The following is a 15010-nucleotide window of genomic DNA, read 5'->3' as shown; positions in this document are numbered from 1 at the left end:
TCGTTTGAAACAAGAGAAAAGATGCTCGAGTTCCACTTTGAATAATTTTTTATAACTAGACAAGCTCTCTTTGTACTTTTAGCATCATCTTCGTCTGAGTCTGCTTTAATCTTGCAGACACACATCTCAAAAGAGAAGGTGAATTATGGAAAAGCGTGATCAAGAAATTGAACAAACCATTCTAAATTATTTGAACGATGCGCCCATCGACAAAGTGCGTAAAGTCACAGATATTTTCAATGCCTGCGGCGGCGGTGAAACAATTGATGCGCTTCGTGCCTTGGAACGTGAAGGCAAAGTGACACGGATTAACGAAACAGAATATAAGCTTAATCAATAAGTCTTTTTAAAAGCTCATCGAATTTCGGTGAGCTTTTAATTTTTGTGATGAAGAATTTTTAAAAATCCTAGAAAGGATTATCCGAAAGATTTGCACGTGGATCTAACGGACTGCCTAAAAAGGCAAAATGATGGTGGCTTGTACATTGTTTAAAGTCATTGAGAAGCGGAACGATATGGGCAGTCGGCAGACTTTTAGGCTCCCCTAAAGAAAAATGCATCCATATTTCTTGCCCCTGCGCCAAGCTATCTACGAGTTTTTGCAAATCCTGTGATGCAATATTACTGCCAATTGTCGAGGCCGTCTCCGCAATCATATTAAAACGCTGCTCAAGGACAGTATTTTTAAGCGTCATTTCCCCTTCGGAATGGGTCGGTAAAGTCCATGTCGTGTCAAAGGCACGAACCTTATTGGCTTTTTGATTGCTTAAAAGGGTGAGGGAATTTGTCATGTTCGGCACGCTATCTGTCAGATTTATTTTGATAAAGGAAAGCGTGCAGGCAACAGTCTGGATAGAATCAGGATGGCTATATGTGCTCGAAATCCAAGCTTTGTCAGGCGAAAGCTGAAGAAAAGCGTGAATTTCTTCCCCTTCAGGGAGATTTTTTTGAATAGTCTCTCTTAGATCTGGAGCCTCATCAGCAGAGGCGGAAAAAGGGCTGAAAATCAGCATAGCGCCGAAAGTAAGCGATAATAAACGAGGCGAGAAGAAACGAAACTTTCCCATTGTCATGCCCTTAAATTTTTTAAGATAATTCTAAATTCAAAAAATGATAAAGGAAGTGTAACGGATAAAAGACCTATTGGACAGAATGATCCGAATGCCAGTTATGCTGCATATCCTGATATTCTTCCGCCCATGTCGGTAGTTTTTCCCATGCTAAAATATCGCCGCAATCAAAACCGGTGAAGAAAGCCTCTGGCGTCATTAAAGGGGATTTTATCTTTTCTGCCATCATAAAAGTGGTTAGATAGTCGCCTAGAATAAAGGGCAGCATGGGCTTTCTGCCATGCAGAGCATTTTCAATTTTACGCAATTTCTGTTTGATAAAGCTCCGCTCCATATCCAAAGAGAGCTGTGGATAGGGAACGCCTTTCAAGACCCCTTTAAGCACTTCAGCGCCACTATGGGAAAAGGAAACATCCAAAAGTTTAAGCTGGCGTGCAATCGCTAAAAGCCAAGCGAGCTCAACGGTCAAAGCCAATTTGTTGGGGGAGGCAAATTTCGCAACACGGAAACCGGTATCAATATCACGGCCTAAAAAATCATACTGGTCGGGATGCAGATCGGCATCTTTTTCCATACTTTCCTGATAGATCCAGGAATCTTCGGCAAGAACAGACCGTTCTTCAAGTTCTTTTTGATCGTGCGGACAACGTGCAGAAGAGGGAAGAGAGATGGTGATATTGGGTAAAGGAAAAAGTCCAACCCAGCCGGTTCCCTTTACATCCAGTGGCAGACCAGAGGATTCAAGTTTACTGCCATAATGCTGTACCGTGGTGCAAAAGGCTTTGATGACAAGAGAGAGATGCACAATATCTTTGAGCGTTGTGCAAAAGAGAACTTCATCACCGAGATATTTCCAGAAACGAGGCGGAAACTCGGTATATTTTGCCGTAAGCGTGGAGTGACTGCACTCAATTTCATAATTTTTGAGGAAAATCTCTGGAAAACATTTGTAGAAACGCCGCTGAATCATGACCCAGTTCGGATAGGCTTTTGAAAAGCGGGTCGCATACCCACCTTCTCCCGATTTAAAAGAGGTAGAACCAACCAGATCGGCGGAAAGAAACAAACGTGTTCTCGGCGCAGGATATTCTATATTTTTCTGAGTCATCATATTACATTTCTAAAGTTTCTTTGATGGTAGCAAAGCCTTAAAAATCGGTCAATTTTGATGATTTAGAAAAGAATATCTCCGCAGAACATAAAATATTTTTATTTAAAAGTTGCTTTTTTCTATATGTATTTTATATTGGAGTTGCAAAGGCCGTACAATATCTTACGAGATGGTACGGTCATTTTTTTGTCTTGATATTAAGAATTATTGTGGCACTTACTCCTTATAATAAATCGGCTTTAGGCGTTTCAGCTCAAGTGCAAAGACTTATTGATAAGGGAATGCTTATTGTAAATCAGCAGAAAGCTAAAAAATATCTAGAACGTATAGGATATTATCGTTTAAGTGCTTATTGGCATCCTTTTAAAGATATTCCACAAGAACTTTCATCAAGAAATTTTAAAAATGGCACATACTTCGACGATGTTATTTTATTCTATCAATTTGATACGAAGTTAAGAAATAATCTTCTCTTGGGATTAGGGCGTATTGAAATTGGGCTTCGTGCGGCACTTATAAATTTGTTTGCTTCGATATCTAATGAGGCATACTTAGAATTAAGTAATTATTCCCTACAGCCTCATCTAAAAAAAAAGAAATTGGAACTTCGTTTTCTCAATCCATTTGATGGTATCAAGAGATGCTGGAATAGATCAACGGCGAAAGATTGCGTTAAGAATTATAAAAGCAAATACCAAGACCCACCACCAATTTGGACAATTGCAGAAACGTGGGACTGGGGAACGCTTTCTAATATTTTTCAGTGCCTTGATCAGAGTTTGGCTAATAGATTTTTAGATTCACTCCAAAGACAAGCAGGCTTATCTCGTCAAAATTATTTTTTAGCATATGATATTTTGCTTTCGTGGCTAAAAAGTTTAAATGCTTTGCGTAATTATTGTGCGCATCAAGAGCGTATTTGGAACAGAGACTATACTTTTAGAGCACCTCAGAGGCCACAAGGGAGTAGTTCACTGCTAGCGTTATTTCCAAACTCTGAAAATGTCCGACTTTACCATCTCATTGTGGTTATGTGCGGTTTTCACCGTCTACTCAAAATAGATGATGTATGGTTTGATGAATTTATAAATTTATTGTCGAGTGCGCCAACGCATCCTTTAATTTCCTATTCAAGGGCAGGTTTTGCACCAGATTGGATAAGAACAAAACAACAGCTTGATAAGTTGAAAAATTGGATGAATCAATGAGATTTTTCTTAAAATGCTTGCCGATTTTGGCTTTTCCGCTTGCTGTTGCTTTACCTGCTAAAGCGCAGATGGTGGCGATTTTAGGTCATTTTCCGGGGGTTGAGAATGTCGATTATGTGAGCAATGTCCAAGCATGGGTCAGTGCGAGAAGCGATCAAAAGCAGGGAGCCGCTTCAGATGCCTGTTCGCTGATTTATTTTGAAATTCCAAAATCTATGGCCGATATGGGCGCACCGGTTTCGTTTGTGGGGCGAAAAAATAATCGGTTTGAAATCCGGGCGCTCAATACAGAGTGGCCGATTTTACCAGATCAAACTGGCTGGCTTTCCTTGAAAATCAATGGGCATATTTACCGTTTTAAAATGTCTTCGGATGAGGGCGGTGTTATTTCGGGGGGGCTGAGCGGCACAGAACTTAAAGAAGTCTTCAATGCGCTCAGTCTGGTTGGAGAATCACCCTATAGCCGGATGATTTTAACCTATGCGGAGAATAAATCCGCCCATGATTCTCGTTATGACGGCACTTCGAACGGGGCGATTAATAATATGGACACCGATCCCAGAAGCCGTGCCGAAGCGGCCAAACAAAGACGCCTCAACCGTGAGGCCAATAAACCCATTGTCAGATCCTTTTCTGTTCCGGTAAGAGGGATCGCCAAAACCATCGACAGTTTTAACGCTTGCTTAAAAGAGCTGGATTGAACTTAAAAAGGTTTGTTGGGGGCTGGAGCGGGCTTTGGCGCTTGGTCTTTGCTTCTGAAAAAGCCTTTTTGGGTGGGAACAGGGATAAGCTCTCCGAGATCTGCAATTTGATTTGTCTGTGCGCAGCGTTTGAAATCATTGATTTCAGGGGCAATATTTTTGAGAGGCAGACGAACGCTTTTTCCAGAGGAATAATCCAGCGTGCCCTCGACATTTCGGGAAAGCGTATTCAGAAGGGAACGCATCTCCTCTTCGGGCATTTGTGCGGTGATTTCATTTGTTTTGCTGGCCTTCATATTAAAATGATGAATCCAGTGACCAGCGCTTAAATTGAGCGCTCCCTTTTCGTCTAATTTTAGATGCCATTGGTCGCTTCCGCTCTGAATTAAAATTTTATTTTTCTCTGCGGAAAGAATCAAAGCAAGATTGATTCTTTTTCGAAAATGCGGCCGTTCAATATAGGCTAATAAACATTTGCTCGCCGGCTTTTGTGCATTACGCCCCGAAGGATCTGCCGGCAGGGTGCGCATGGTCATCCAAAAGTGATTTTTGCCCATATTCTGCTTGAGATCCGTGATGGTTGATGAGCCGTTGGTTTGGGCAGAGGCTTTCGAAGGCAGCGCAAAAAGACAGGTAAGGCTTAAAATGGCCGCGATCGGCGTAAAGGGAGAGAAAATTTTTTGCATCATCCGCTTCTCATATCCAGAGATAGAAGCTTTTCCAAGGGCTCTTTTCATTCATGTGACACTTTTGAAAAGCTGTGACTTTTTTAACGCTATTTTTCTTCTTTATGGCGGAAAAGTAAGGAAGGATTGACAGAGAGCATGCTTATTATCTCTTTATAACGGAGCATTTAAATCTGATTGGTAAGGCTATTTCTTTTAAGAAGATATTTAGGATATTCAATGACTCTTGACGCGCTACTCCATCACGATATTCATTTGATTTTAGTTCTTCTCTTTCGTGAACTTAAGCATTATCTTTTTCTCTCTGCTGAGCTGTTTGCTGGATTTGCTGTCGTGATGGCCTATTTACGTTACACAGGCAGAACACAATTTATGCAGATGAATGCGATTGATATGATCGGCAGTTTTATTCTCGGTGGATTGCTGGGCGGTATTTTCAGCAGCTCTATGAGTTTTTATGATTATATTGTTTCTCTTGTGCTGAGTGTGTGGATGCTGGGGACACTAAACTATCTCTATCTTCATTCCGATTTTTTTCATCATGCGACCGTTGGGGACCCCATTCCGGTGATAAAAGATGGCAAATTCCTCATGGAATCCATTTTAGCGAAAAATACCAAAGTCGATATCTTAAATATTACGTCACAGCTTAATCTCAAGGGCATTCTATCTTTCCGGGACGTTGCTTATGCGCAAATTGAGCCTGACGGCTCTTTAACCGTTGTGATGGAACAAGGGGAGTTGCCGGCAATGGTTATCGTTTATGCCGGTGGTATTCGGGACGAGGCGCTAAAAATTATCGGCAAAACGGTGGGGGATTTATTTGCTGATATGAAAATCCACCGAATTGATAGCATTAATGATATTTTCTTAGCGGAATATGTCAGAGGCTCTTTTCGCTATATCTGCAAAACGGGCCATGCCTTTCCGCAATATTAATCGCTTATTTCTAAAAATTTTTCTATTTTAGGCGCTACCTTGACCCCTCAAGGCGGACGGGCAATAAATGAAAAAGATTGGATGAATTTTCCCTGTTTCCTCAAAGGCTGTGCTTAAATGCGCTTTTTTCAAAAACTTCTTTTTTCCTCACCAATATTGCTGGCTTTAGCCGGCTGTGGAGATTGGTTTAACCAGCCTTTCATCAATGGGGTTCAGAATGAGCGCTTTCTCTTTGAACAGCTCAATGAAACGGTGCGTCTTAATCTTCAAAATCCGTGGTTGCCGGTCGACATCGCAGAGGATTTGGTTAAAAAACAGGGTGAGATAGAGGAAAAACTCGTACCACTGGAAAAAATTGTCATTAAATATAATGAATCCGGTATGAATGATGACGATTTCTCCATCAAATATGTTCCGCATCAGGCTATTAAAGATAACCGTCCTGTCCGTGCGATGATTAAAGCCTATCAAAAAGAAGTTCACCGCAGCCTTATGACTTTCGGCAATGTTGGACCGACAGGCTTGCCGTTGGATATGGGGGATCTTTGGGAAAAAGATCAAAAACATCGTAAACATAAAGAAGTCCAGCCGGGATGGGGACGGGTGCTTGTTCAAGACAGTCCTTTGATTCAGGATCTTTTACCACGTCCTTGGAATGAAGGCGTTGGTACGCAGGCAAGATTACAAGAACAGGCAGCCAAACATCAGGAAACAGGTGAGAACTGGGGGAATGCCTTTCCGGAGGCCCTTAATCGTGAGGCGCAAACACCGAAATATGCGGCCGATGCGCCGAATGATAAGCAAGATTTGGCCCAAGCCCACGGGCCGCAAAAAGGCTTGCCGCCAGTGAAAACAGAGATGCAAAAGAAATGATGAAACGCTATTTTTTACTTCCTTGTTTGCTGGTTTTTGCAGGCTGTAATGCGACGGTTAACGGCCCTTTCCTTAACCATGTGAAGGCTGAAAAGCGGCAGGCACAGGATCTGGAATATGTTGCGGATCAGCTTATCCAGTTTCCGGATTTAAAAGATCCGGAGCGTGCAAATCTACGCTGGCAAATGCGTAAAGTGGCGAGCGAAATTGCGGCAGTCTCTAAAATTGCGGAAATCGTGCGTGAGCATGTCGCCAATCCGTGGTGGGGGGATTGGTTTTTCCCTTTTGACGGCTGGGGAGAAACGCCTTTTTATGTCAGTGATGAATCTGTTGCCCTGAACCAGTTGACCCGGACAGATCTTGCGGATCTCAAGCGTATGATTGACCAAACCGAAAACGCTTTTGGAATGCATATTCCACTGCCTTCTCATCCAAAAATGACTTCAAAAGAGAAAAAGGCCGAAAAATTAGCTCAGCTTAGGGCAGAAAAAATCGCAAAAGCCAAAGCACAAGGTAAAATTGACGATCCTTTCACAGAGAAAGAACCGCCAGCACCGCAAAAATCGGTACAAGCCCCTCCAACCCCGGCACCGCCTCAACTCCAACCTGAAATGCAGGAATTTATAGGCGGAAAATAAAAAAATGTAGGAATATTGCAAGGGTCAGGTGTCCTAGAGGAGCGACACCCTGTCAGTGGACGGCGTCCGGCAGTTTGGCATTTCCCAGAGCTTTTATCTCTCATTGACAGGTAAAGACAATGCCTGTTTGCCGTCATGCTTCACAATGTCAAAATTTTTTGTCATCACACTTAATTAATAACGTCAAACTTTTTGCCATGATATTCGTCTAGCGTTAAATAGCGTTCGTTTTTACTTTGCTTCATCAATGAAATAAGTCTGTGATGCTGTGCCAGATATCTTTGCTGGCATTTGCAACCGTACTCCCTATGTCTTTGCCGGTGTCGGCGGTTTTGCTTGCCGCATCTTTCGTTGTGTCGGCTGTTTTGCTCCAGGCATTTTTGGTTGCGCCAGAGGTTTTCTGCCATGTGTCTCTAAAGGCCTCGCCGGTTTGGTGCGCAGCATTTCCGACAGAATGGCCTGTTTCTTTAAAAGCCTTTGAGGTAGCGTGGCCACTTTCTTTCCATGCCTCGCTTGCTTTATGGGCTTCGGATTTTTGTTCTTCTGTTTTGGGGGGTAAAAGATCATCACGTGTAGAGAGATCTGCCCATGCGCTTCCCGTAAGAAGAGCGGAAAAAACGATTAAAATTGGAAAGAAGGAACGGAAAAGACGCATATCAAAGCATAAACTCTCTGGCAGAATGAAATTTAACCTTATGATATTTCTGGATTTTGATTAGAGTGCAAGGATGTTTTTGTTTTGAGGATATATTTTCTTGGTCGCCTTACTTCCCCCGTCACAGCCACCGGCTTTTTCAGTACCAAAAGAAATGAATGAAAATTCGGGACTGGAGAAGTTATTTCAACAGGCCGTATCAGGCAATCCGCAGGCGCAATATGCGCTTGGAAATCTTTATGATTTTGGACAGAATGGCTTGCCGCAAAATGAGGAAAAGGCTGTTTTCTGGTGGGAAAAATCGGCACAGAAAAATGCGGCCTCCGCTTATGCTTTGGCTCTTTGCTACCAGTTTGGGGAGGGGGTTAAAATGGATGCGCGCAAAGCGCAATTTTATCGCAAACTGGCCTCAGATTTGGGAAGCGCAGAGGGGGCTTTAGCCATAGGGTTGGACTATCAGCTGGGAAAGAATGTTGCCAAGAATGGTGCCGAGGCGATGAAATATTATAAATTAGCGGCCAAGCGGGGCAATATTGAGGGGAAAATTCTGCTGGGGAGTGGGTATCTCTCAGGACTGAATGGGAAAAAAAATCCGCAAAAAACGATGCAGGTTTGGAAAGAAGCGGCCGAATGTCATAATATGGAGGCGGAAAGGCTGCTGGGTGCCCTTTATGTCGAGGGGACGGAGAACTTCCCTATCAATATGGAAAAGGGCCGCTATTGGCTGGAAAAAGCCGCAGCGCATGGCAGTGCTAAGGCGCAATATCAGCTTGGGGGGCTTTATGAAAATGCCCAAACGCCAGATCATTGGAAAATCGCTTTGAAATATTATGAGCAGGCCAGCGCTCAGGGTGACCAGCGTGCCAAAGCACGTTTAAAAAGCTCTTGAAAAAGGGGATTAAAAAAGCTTAATCCCCTGCATTTTGATCAATTATTGATTGAAGATTTTTTAGCGAGGTTATAAGCACCGAACCTATCTGCCGGTGCGACAACGCCGAGATTTTTGCCATTGGGATCGGTCACTTGGCCTTCCGCATTGATTTTGCCAATGATGTCGCCGCCTCCATCGACAATATCACCATTCAGATTGATGGTGCCGAGCTGGACGCCCTTGGAATCTTTAACGCTTCCGGCAAAGGCACCCACATTGTCACCCGAAGGGTTGCCAACATTAAGATAGGAGCGGCTTCCGTTATTTTGCGCCATTGCAAAGGAAGTCGAAAGGGGAAGTGCGAATAGGGCAGAAGCCAGTAAAAAAGTCTTTTTCATCGTGATATTTCCTCAGTCGGAAAGAATTTAGGGGTCAAAGCATAGCATATTTTGTAGAAAAGCTAAAAAGATCACGACCCGTTATTTTCTGGCTGTGCCGGTGCGGTCTTGGCCATTTTATAGGCGGCCATTTGATCACCGAGATCAACAGAACCCAGCCCTTGGCCATTATCCGCAAAAACTTGACCATTAGATTGAACACGGCCGATATATTGGCCTGTTCCTGCATCCGTAATGGCGCCTGTCGGATCAATATTTCCGAGAACATTGCCGTTATCATCTTTGACCTGCCCTGCAAAATCACCTGCGGAATTTTCTGCTAAACTGGTTGGGGGTGCCCCTGTTTTTTGGGCATTTTGCGCCAGCGCAAAAGCGGCATTTTTCTCACCGGCCGGAACAGAGCCAAGAAGATGCCCATAGGGGTCAAGAACTTTTCCGTCTGCACTGACACGTCCAATAGGATTACCTGTGGCCGCATCGGTAATATTGCCTTGATTATCAATAGAACCAATAATTTCACCGGTCGCATTTTGAATATCGCCTGTAAAAAGTGTGGTATTATTCACGGGCTGCGGCACATAGGCAGCATTTGCTATCGGTAAAAGATAAAAAGAAAACGCACTGAATAAAGCCGTTACGCAGAGAGATTTTTTCATAAAATTTTCAGTAAATAAAGAAACAGACAAGGCGAAATGTTAAATTTCCCCTTGTCTCTAAAAAACGAAAAAACTTAGCTATTGCCGCCATTATCTGCTGCACGGCGTGCTACTTGGAAAGCGGCAAGACGGTTGCCGGCAGGTGCCGTGCCAAGTGGTTTGTGGTTGAGATCACTCACTTGGCCTTTTGCGTCAATTGTGCCGACAGGTAAAGAGGTGGCGGCATCGGTAATGACGCCGGAGGGCGAAATGGAGCCGATAATATTGCCGCTGCTGTCTTTGATGTCACCGGCATAGGATGCGGCACCGCTGACAGGGGTTTGCGCACCGCCGGGACGTGCATTGAGCGCCATATTATAGGCGGTCAGCTTATTGCCATTAGAGGCAACACCGAGCGGGGTTCCATCCGGTGCGGAAACTTGGCCATTGGCATTCACATAGCCAATTTGCGTGCCGGTGCTGCCATCGGTAATGGCACCTGTTTGGGAAATATTGCCGACAAAAGCCCCTTGAGGTGTTTTTACCTGCCCCGCATAGATGCCGGCATCCTGCGCATGGGCAAGGGGAGCTGTTAAAAATGAAAATGCTAAAAATAGAGGAGAAAGGCCTAAAAACGTTTTTTTTCTCATTCTCTTTATCCTTTAATTTCTATGGCAAAAAATAGATGTTTTCTGAGAAACGATGAGAGTTTTCCCAGAATAAGTCAATTATGCCCCAACATGCGGCGCAATATTTGAGAAAGTGTGTTTTTTAAGTCCCCGCATTTGCCGCCGGGTTGAGATTTTGCGAGCTGACGGAACCCTGATACTGAGCAGGGCCAATATCTTGTTTTTGCATTTGCGGGCCCCTGACGGCTTGCGCTGTCGCCTGCTCTTGCGGTGTTTCCGCCGGAGCTTCTTGAGAAGGGGGGGCAGGATCATTGGGCGGCGGTAAATCCGTTCCGCTGGAGGCTTGGGAAAAATTTGCGCCGACACTCGGTGTCATGGGATTCATCCCGTCTTGATCGCCATCATCTGCACCAGAAGGTGCTTGCGGTGCACCGCCTTGCGCACTGACTTCGTTATTAAAGGCCGCGTTGGCATTATCTGTACCTTGCTGTGCCTGTGCCGCTGGAACTGGCGGCCGAAAAATCTGCGCCGAAGCCGGTGCGGCCGCATAAAGCGCCATAAACGCAAAAAAGAAGGGCAGAGAGAGGGATTTAGACATAAAGCAGTTCTTACGTAGAGGGGCTGTTGGCCGAGGCAGGATTGGCAGAAGGGGCATTTCGGGCGAGATTATAGGCGGCGAATTTATCGCCCGGCCCGACTGTGCCTAAAATCTGATCGTTGAGTGCTGTGACCTGGCCTTGTTCATTCACATAACCAATAAGTTGATGGCTTGTTAAATCAGTGATAGCGCCATTGGGAGCGATCGAAGCAATCGGTTTATTTTCCGATGTTGTCACCGTACCTGCATAGTCACCGGCGGAGGCAGATGTATTTAATTGGGAGTCTGTGGAGAGATCGCCAGAAACCTGCTTCATAATCGGTTGTTTCGCAAGTTTATAAGCGGCGAGGCGGTCGCCTTGAGAAACCGTGCCGAGGACAGTGCCCTCAAAACTCGTGACCTGTCCCATTGGGGTAATTGTGGCAATCGGCACACCGCCTTGCAGATCAATAATTTCGCCTTTTTTGGTGATTTTACCAAGCTTTTCACTATTGGGCGCAATAATATCGCCGGCAAAAGTACCGACATTAATATCCGTTCCGGCATAGGCGGAGGGGATAAAAACAGGCGCAGCGCCGAGAAAGCATGAAAATGCGAAGCAACAGGATAAAGAGAGAATTTTTTTCATAGGAATCTTTTCCAAAAAATCTGAATGCCCCCACTAACCCTTTATAACGAAGGATCAGGAAAGACATAGCTTTTTCTTAAAAAAAATCCTTAAAAAGGCAGAAAATGGCGCCGAGCCTCTGTTAAGTGGCGTAAATATATGATAAAATAATTACTTGTCTAACTAAAATAATTACTTGTCTAACTAAAATAATTACTTGTCTAACTAAAATTAAAATTTCTTCAAAAGAAAATAAGGATTATCACTGATGGTTATGCGTGTATTCGGCAAGCTTGCAAAAACAGTTGGCGCACCGCTAGCGACTTTGGTCGTAGAGAGAATTACCTCTTACGTGGCAGAAAATTGGGAAAACTGGGCAGCGTCTTTGCTCAAAGAAGTTGGTGCTTGGTGGAATGGTAAAAATATTGCTGTTTTAGGCGCAACCGCAAGTGGTAAAGATTCTTTTATCAGCTGCCTTCAGAAAGAGGAGCCGCATAAAGGCCATGTGAATACAACAGGCGTTGAAAAGGTTGAGAGTTTCCGCATTGATTACCCTTTTCCGGACGGGGAAAATATCTGTTTTAATGTCAAAGAGGGGATCAATGTCGGCGGCGAAGACGAGGACAAAGAACGCTATTGGAGCAAAGTCCTTGAGGGGGCGGATCTTATTTTCTATCTCATCGATTTCCCCAAATTTTTCAAAGAGCTTCAGGCTCTTGATTTAGAGGAAATGGCGCAAGATGGTATTAAACTTAAATTGGCGCTGAAAGAACAGCAGGGAGAGGGGTGGCGTATTTTAGAAGATATGCGTTTTCTAGCCTCTCAGATTTCTTATTTTCCTGAAGGCAAACGCCCGCTTGTGAGTGTCCTTTTAAATAAATATGATCAGTTGGAAGGTTTCCCTGCTCGCTATATCGCACATGCAACGCCGGAAGACCGAGAGGAAATTTTAGAAAATATTGCGCCCAGCTTAAATCTTTTTCTGTCGCTGATGCAGCCGTTGATGAAAAAAGAGCTTGGTACGTTCCGTAAACAGCTCAAAACGATTGAGCCGATGAGTTGCGGCAGCTTGGATCTCTTTAAATTCTTTTTCCCAAATATTTTACGCAAAGTTGCCGGAAAATAATTTTCTCATAAAGGGGAAAAATCATGGTTTCTAAAATTACTTTAATTTTGCCAAATTATCGCCAGTCCCATGCGCTTTCCTATCAAGTGAAAGTGGATAATGGACAATGGTCTGAAGGAACGGCATCCGATGTGCCGTCTCTGCCGCAAGGATGCGGCAGGGGCATGTCTTCGCAAATGTTTCGAACCTACGGGGCGCAGACAGTTTTAGGACAGGCTGTTCGCCGGACAGGAGAGAATGTTTTTTTGCTCACAACCCCTGCCGGCGAGGATATTGAGGGGCGAACCGTTTTTCTGACGGCTTTTTTAAAAACAGACGAGCCAATCCAAAATCTTTCTGGTCTTTTAGAGGGGGCAGAAATTGGATTAGAAAATAATCTGCAACTTTTGGAAGCCATTGAACGCCTTAATCAGCTTGGAACGGCACAGGAAAAGCGTGAAATTGCGGAAATGCTGGTAAATTTTCAGAGGCAAAAACAGGGCACATGGTTTGCTAGTAAAGCCTTTCTGGGGGTTCCGGAAGATTTTTCCCCTGATAATGGTCAAAAAGGCGGCGTTGACATCCGCCCTTTGGACAGGAAAATGCTCTGGATTGTCGCCGGCATTACGCTGGTTGTCGTCGGAGGGTTAGCCCTGCACGCCTGCCAGACAAAGAAAAAGAGCATTTCAATGACGGCGCATCCGGTGAAAGACAACAGCTCCAAATTGGATCAGCAGGTTTTCAACAATCCTATAGGAAAAATGGAACAGACCGCCCCGTATTTTCAGGATTTGTCGGAAAGCGATCTGACTTAGAGCTGAGGAAAAAAGCTCGGAAATTTTTGAACGCTTTTGAAAAGAGGGCCAAACTATTTCAGGAATCCTCGAAACAGCGCAACGCCAGTTTGGAAAAAGCGTTGCTTGATCCCCAAACGGCTTTGAAAAATTTCAGAGAATCAGAGGCTAAAAAAAGTTGCCACAAGAGATTCAGGAAGAGAAAAAAGAAGATGACAGATAAGATGCAGGAAGTGTCTGTAATCACTCAGGCAATGGAATGGGCGTATGATAAAGCCATTGATGGCGTTGGCATGCTCGGCACGGCGGAGGAAATGGCAGAGCAGTATCTTGCCAGTCATCGGGGAAATCGCCTTGTCGCCGCAAATTCTTTAATCCGCTGGCAAAATAGTAAGGCTGGTATGAGTGGTTTCGCAACAGGACTCGGCGGAATCGCAACGCTGCCGGTGGCTATCCCGGCGGATATGGCATCCATACTCTATATTCAGCTCAAAATGATTGCGGCGATTGCCCATATGGGGGGACACGATATTCGGCATGATAAAGTCAGAACGCTTGCTTTCGCCTGTTTACTGGGGAAGGCGATGCAGGATACTTTACGGAGTGCAGGCGTTCAATTTACCCAAAAACTCGCTTCCAACTTTATTAATACATATATTAGCGGGGCGATGCTCAAAAAAATCAATCAGGCGATTGGTTTTCGCTTTGTGACGAAAGCCGGCGCAACCGGCCTTGTGAATTTAACAAAGCTGGTGCCTGTTTTGGGCGGCGTTGTCGGTGGCGGAATGAATGCGATTTACAACGATAAGATTGGTGATGCGGCGAGAAATACATTTATTGGTTTAAAAGAGGAGAATATTTTTAAACCAGAAGTGATGCCGAAAAAAGAGAATGTTGTTTCTTCTTTTCTTGATTCCTTTGTTGGAAATATTTCTAAAAAAATGGAAGAGAATGCACAAAATGAATCCCGACAGGATTTGAAGGCATCCCTTCCAGCAGAAATCAAAAAACCCATTGGCATTCGCAATGCGCAAAAACAAATTGAAAATAAACAAGGCGGTACGAAGCAATTACCCTACGGATTTTAAATGGGACCTGGAATAGGGCATGTTTTGGCAGATTTTCTGCCAGAATGGCTAGCGCTGGCCATTCTGGGGCTGATCTTTTTGTTTCTTTTGATCTCAATGCTTTGCAGTATAGGGAAAAAGGTGAAAAAGTCCATGAATCCGCCCTCAAGGCCACAGCCAAAATCCCGAAATGATCGGAAAAATGCAGAGCTGGAGATTGCGCTTTTTTTAGCGGGAAAAGCTTGGGATTACGGTAAAAAACGCTTTTGGGAAAGATAAACTCGCCGATGTAGCATTAAATGCTAGAAATGCTAGAAGATTTGATAATTTTTTAGATAGGGCGAGCTTGGTTAAGAAACGCTAGGAAAACCTTTTATCTTCTGGATAGGTAAAGGGAGCCCCTAATCCCTGATCCGCCATAAGAT

The 15010-nt window shown here is 44.2% G+C and carries 20 protein-coding genes; 11 read left to right on the top strand and 9 right to left on the bottom strand.

What is annotated here, in order from left to right:
• Positions 1-145: 145 nt before the first annotated feature.
• Positions 146-340: a hypothetical protein gene (locus FAI41_04135; GenBank protein ID QCE32840.1), complete on the top strand. Its 195-nt coding sequence runs from the start codon at positions 146-148 to the stop codon at positions 338-340.
• A gap of 67 nt (positions 341-407) precedes the next feature.
• Here the strand turns inward: FAI41_04135 and FAI41_04130 are convergent, their stop codons facing one another.
• Both FAI41_04130 and FAI41_04125 read right to left on the bottom strand, forming a co-directional pair.
• Positions 408-1067 carry a hypothetical protein gene (locus tag FAI41_04130; GenBank protein QCE32839.1) on the bottom strand — a complete coding sequence of 220 codons (660 nt, stop codon included), beginning with the start codon at positions 1065-1067 and terminating at the stop codon, positions 408-410.
• Between the two features lie 73 nt (positions 1068-1140).
• Positions 1141-2181 (bottom strand): hypothetical protein, encoded by a 1041-nt coding sequence (locus FAI41_04125; protein QCE32838.1) that lies wholly within the window; start codon positions 2179-2181, stop codon positions 1141-1143.
• A gap of 209 nt (positions 2182-2390) precedes the next feature.
• Between FAI41_04125 and FAI41_04120 the strand changes: the two genes are divergently transcribed.
• Both FAI41_04120 and FAI41_04115 read left to right on the top strand, forming a co-directional pair.
• Complete coding sequence (locus FAI41_04120; GenBank protein ID QCE32837.1) at positions 2391-3389, top strand: Abi family protein; 999 nt, start codon at positions 2391-2393, stop codon at positions 3387-3389.
• Positions 3386-4090, top strand: coding sequence for a hypothetical protein (locus FAI41_04115; GenBank protein ID QCE32836.1), 705 nt, complete (start codon positions 3386-3388; stop codon positions 4088-4090). Before FAI41_04120 ends, FAI41_04115 begins: the two co-directional genes overlap by 4 nt.
• 2 nt (positions 4091-4092) lie before the next feature.
• On the opposite strand, the gene FAI41_04110 is transcribed toward FAI41_04115, so the two are convergent.
• The gene (locus tag FAI41_04110) at positions 4093-4827 is read right to left on the bottom strand and encodes a hypothetical protein (protein QCE32835.1); all 735 of its coding nucleotides are present in this window, start codon (positions 4825-4827) and stop codon (positions 4093-4095) included.
• A gap of 168 nt (positions 4828-4995) precedes the next feature.
• Here FAI41_04110 and FAI41_04105 point away from each other — a divergent pair, with 168 nt between their 5' ends.
• The 3 genes from FAI41_04105 to FAI41_04095 all read left to right on the top strand — a co-directional run bounded on the left by FAI41_04105 (position 4996) and on the right by FAI41_04095 (position 7226).
• Positions 4996-5715, top strand: a complete 720-nt coding sequence (locus FAI41_04105) for a DUF421 domain-containing protein (protein QCE32834.1) — start codon at positions 4996-4998, stop codon at positions 5713-5715.
• Between the two features lie 117 nt (positions 5716-5832).
• On the top strand, positions 5833-6588 hold the full coding sequence (locus FAI41_04100; GenBank protein ID QCE32833.1) for a hypothetical protein: 756 nt from the start codon (positions 5833-5835) through the stop codon (positions 6586-6588).
• A complete protein-coding gene (locus FAI41_04095; GenBank protein QCE32832.1) occupies positions 6585-7226 on the top strand; it encodes a hypothetical protein in 642 nt (213 codons plus the stop codon). The genes FAI41_04100 and FAI41_04095 overlap by 4 nt, the downstream gene beginning before the upstream one ends.
• 244 nt (positions 7227-7470) lie before the next feature.
• On the opposite strand, the gene FAI41_04090 is transcribed toward FAI41_04095, so the two are convergent.
• Positions 7471-7881 carry a hypothetical protein gene (locus FAI41_04090; protein QCE32831.1) on the bottom strand — a complete coding sequence of 137 codons (411 nt, stop codon included), beginning with the start codon at positions 7879-7881 and terminating at the stop codon, positions 7471-7473.
• Positions 7882-7981: 100 nt separating this feature from the next.
• On the opposite strand from FAI41_04090, the gene FAI41_04085 reads away from it, so the two are divergent.
• Positions 7982-8770, top strand: a complete 789-nt coding sequence (locus FAI41_04085) for a sel1 repeat family protein (protein QCE32830.1) — start codon at positions 7982-7984, stop codon at positions 8768-8770.
• A 38-nt stretch (positions 8771-8808) separates the two neighbouring features.
• On the opposite strand, the gene FAI41_04080 is transcribed toward FAI41_04085, so the two are convergent.
• The 5 genes from FAI41_04080 to FAI41_04060 all read right to left on the bottom strand — a co-directional run bounded on the left by FAI41_04080 (position 8809) and on the right by FAI41_04060 (position 11640).
• Complete coding sequence (locus tag FAI41_04080; GenBank protein ID QCE32829.1) at positions 8809-9150, bottom strand: hypothetical protein; 342 nt, start codon at positions 9148-9150, stop codon at positions 8809-8811.
• A gap of 71 nt (positions 9151-9221) precedes the next feature.
• Positions 9222-9806, bottom strand: coding sequence for a hypothetical protein (locus tag FAI41_04075; protein ID QCE32828.1), 585 nt, complete (start codon positions 9804-9806; stop codon positions 9222-9224).
• Positions 9807-9880: 74 nt separating this feature from the next.
• Complete coding sequence (locus FAI41_04070) at positions 9881-10435, bottom strand: hypothetical protein (GenBank protein QCE32827.1); 555 nt, start codon at positions 10433-10435, stop codon at positions 9881-9883.
• Between the two features lie 121 nt (positions 10436-10556).
• Positions 10557-11012, bottom strand: coding sequence for a hypothetical protein (locus FAI41_04065; protein QCE32826.1), 456 nt, complete (start codon positions 11010-11012; stop codon positions 10557-10559).
• A 10-nt stretch (positions 11013-11022) separates the two neighbouring features.
• Positions 11023-11640 (bottom strand): hypothetical protein, encoded by a 618-nt coding sequence (locus FAI41_04060; protein ID QCE32825.1) that lies wholly within the window; start codon positions 11638-11640, stop codon positions 11023-11025.
• Positions 11641-11887: 247 nt separating this feature from the next.
• On the opposite strand from FAI41_04060, the gene FAI41_04055 reads away from it, so the two are divergent.
• From FAI41_04055 to FAI41_04040, 4 genes are all read left to right on the top strand, one after another.
• Positions 11888-12745 (top strand): hypothetical protein, encoded by an 858-nt coding sequence (locus FAI41_04055; GenBank protein ID QCE32824.1) that lies wholly within the window; start codon positions 11888-11890, stop codon positions 12743-12745.
• A 23-nt stretch (positions 12746-12768) separates the two neighbouring features.
• A complete protein-coding gene (locus FAI41_04050) occupies positions 12769-13539 on the top strand; it encodes a hypothetical protein (protein ID QCE32823.1) in 771 nt (256 codons plus the stop codon).
• Between the two features lie 89 nt (positions 13540-13628).
• On the top strand, positions 13629-14606 hold the full coding sequence (locus FAI41_04045) for a hypothetical protein (GenBank protein QCE33782.1): 978 nt from the start codon (positions 13629-13631) through the stop codon (positions 14604-14606).
• Complete coding sequence (locus tag FAI41_04040) at positions 14607-14864, top strand: hypothetical protein (protein QCE32822.1); 258 nt, start codon at positions 14607-14609, stop codon at positions 14862-14864.
• Positions 14865-15010 lie beyond the last annotated feature (146 nt).

The organism is Acetobacteraceae bacterium (genome assembly GCA_004843165.1).
Classification (GTDB): Bacteria; Pseudomonadota; Alphaproteobacteria; order Acetobacterales; family Acetobacteraceae.
This window is presented reverse-complemented; position numbering and strand designations above follow the sequence as displayed.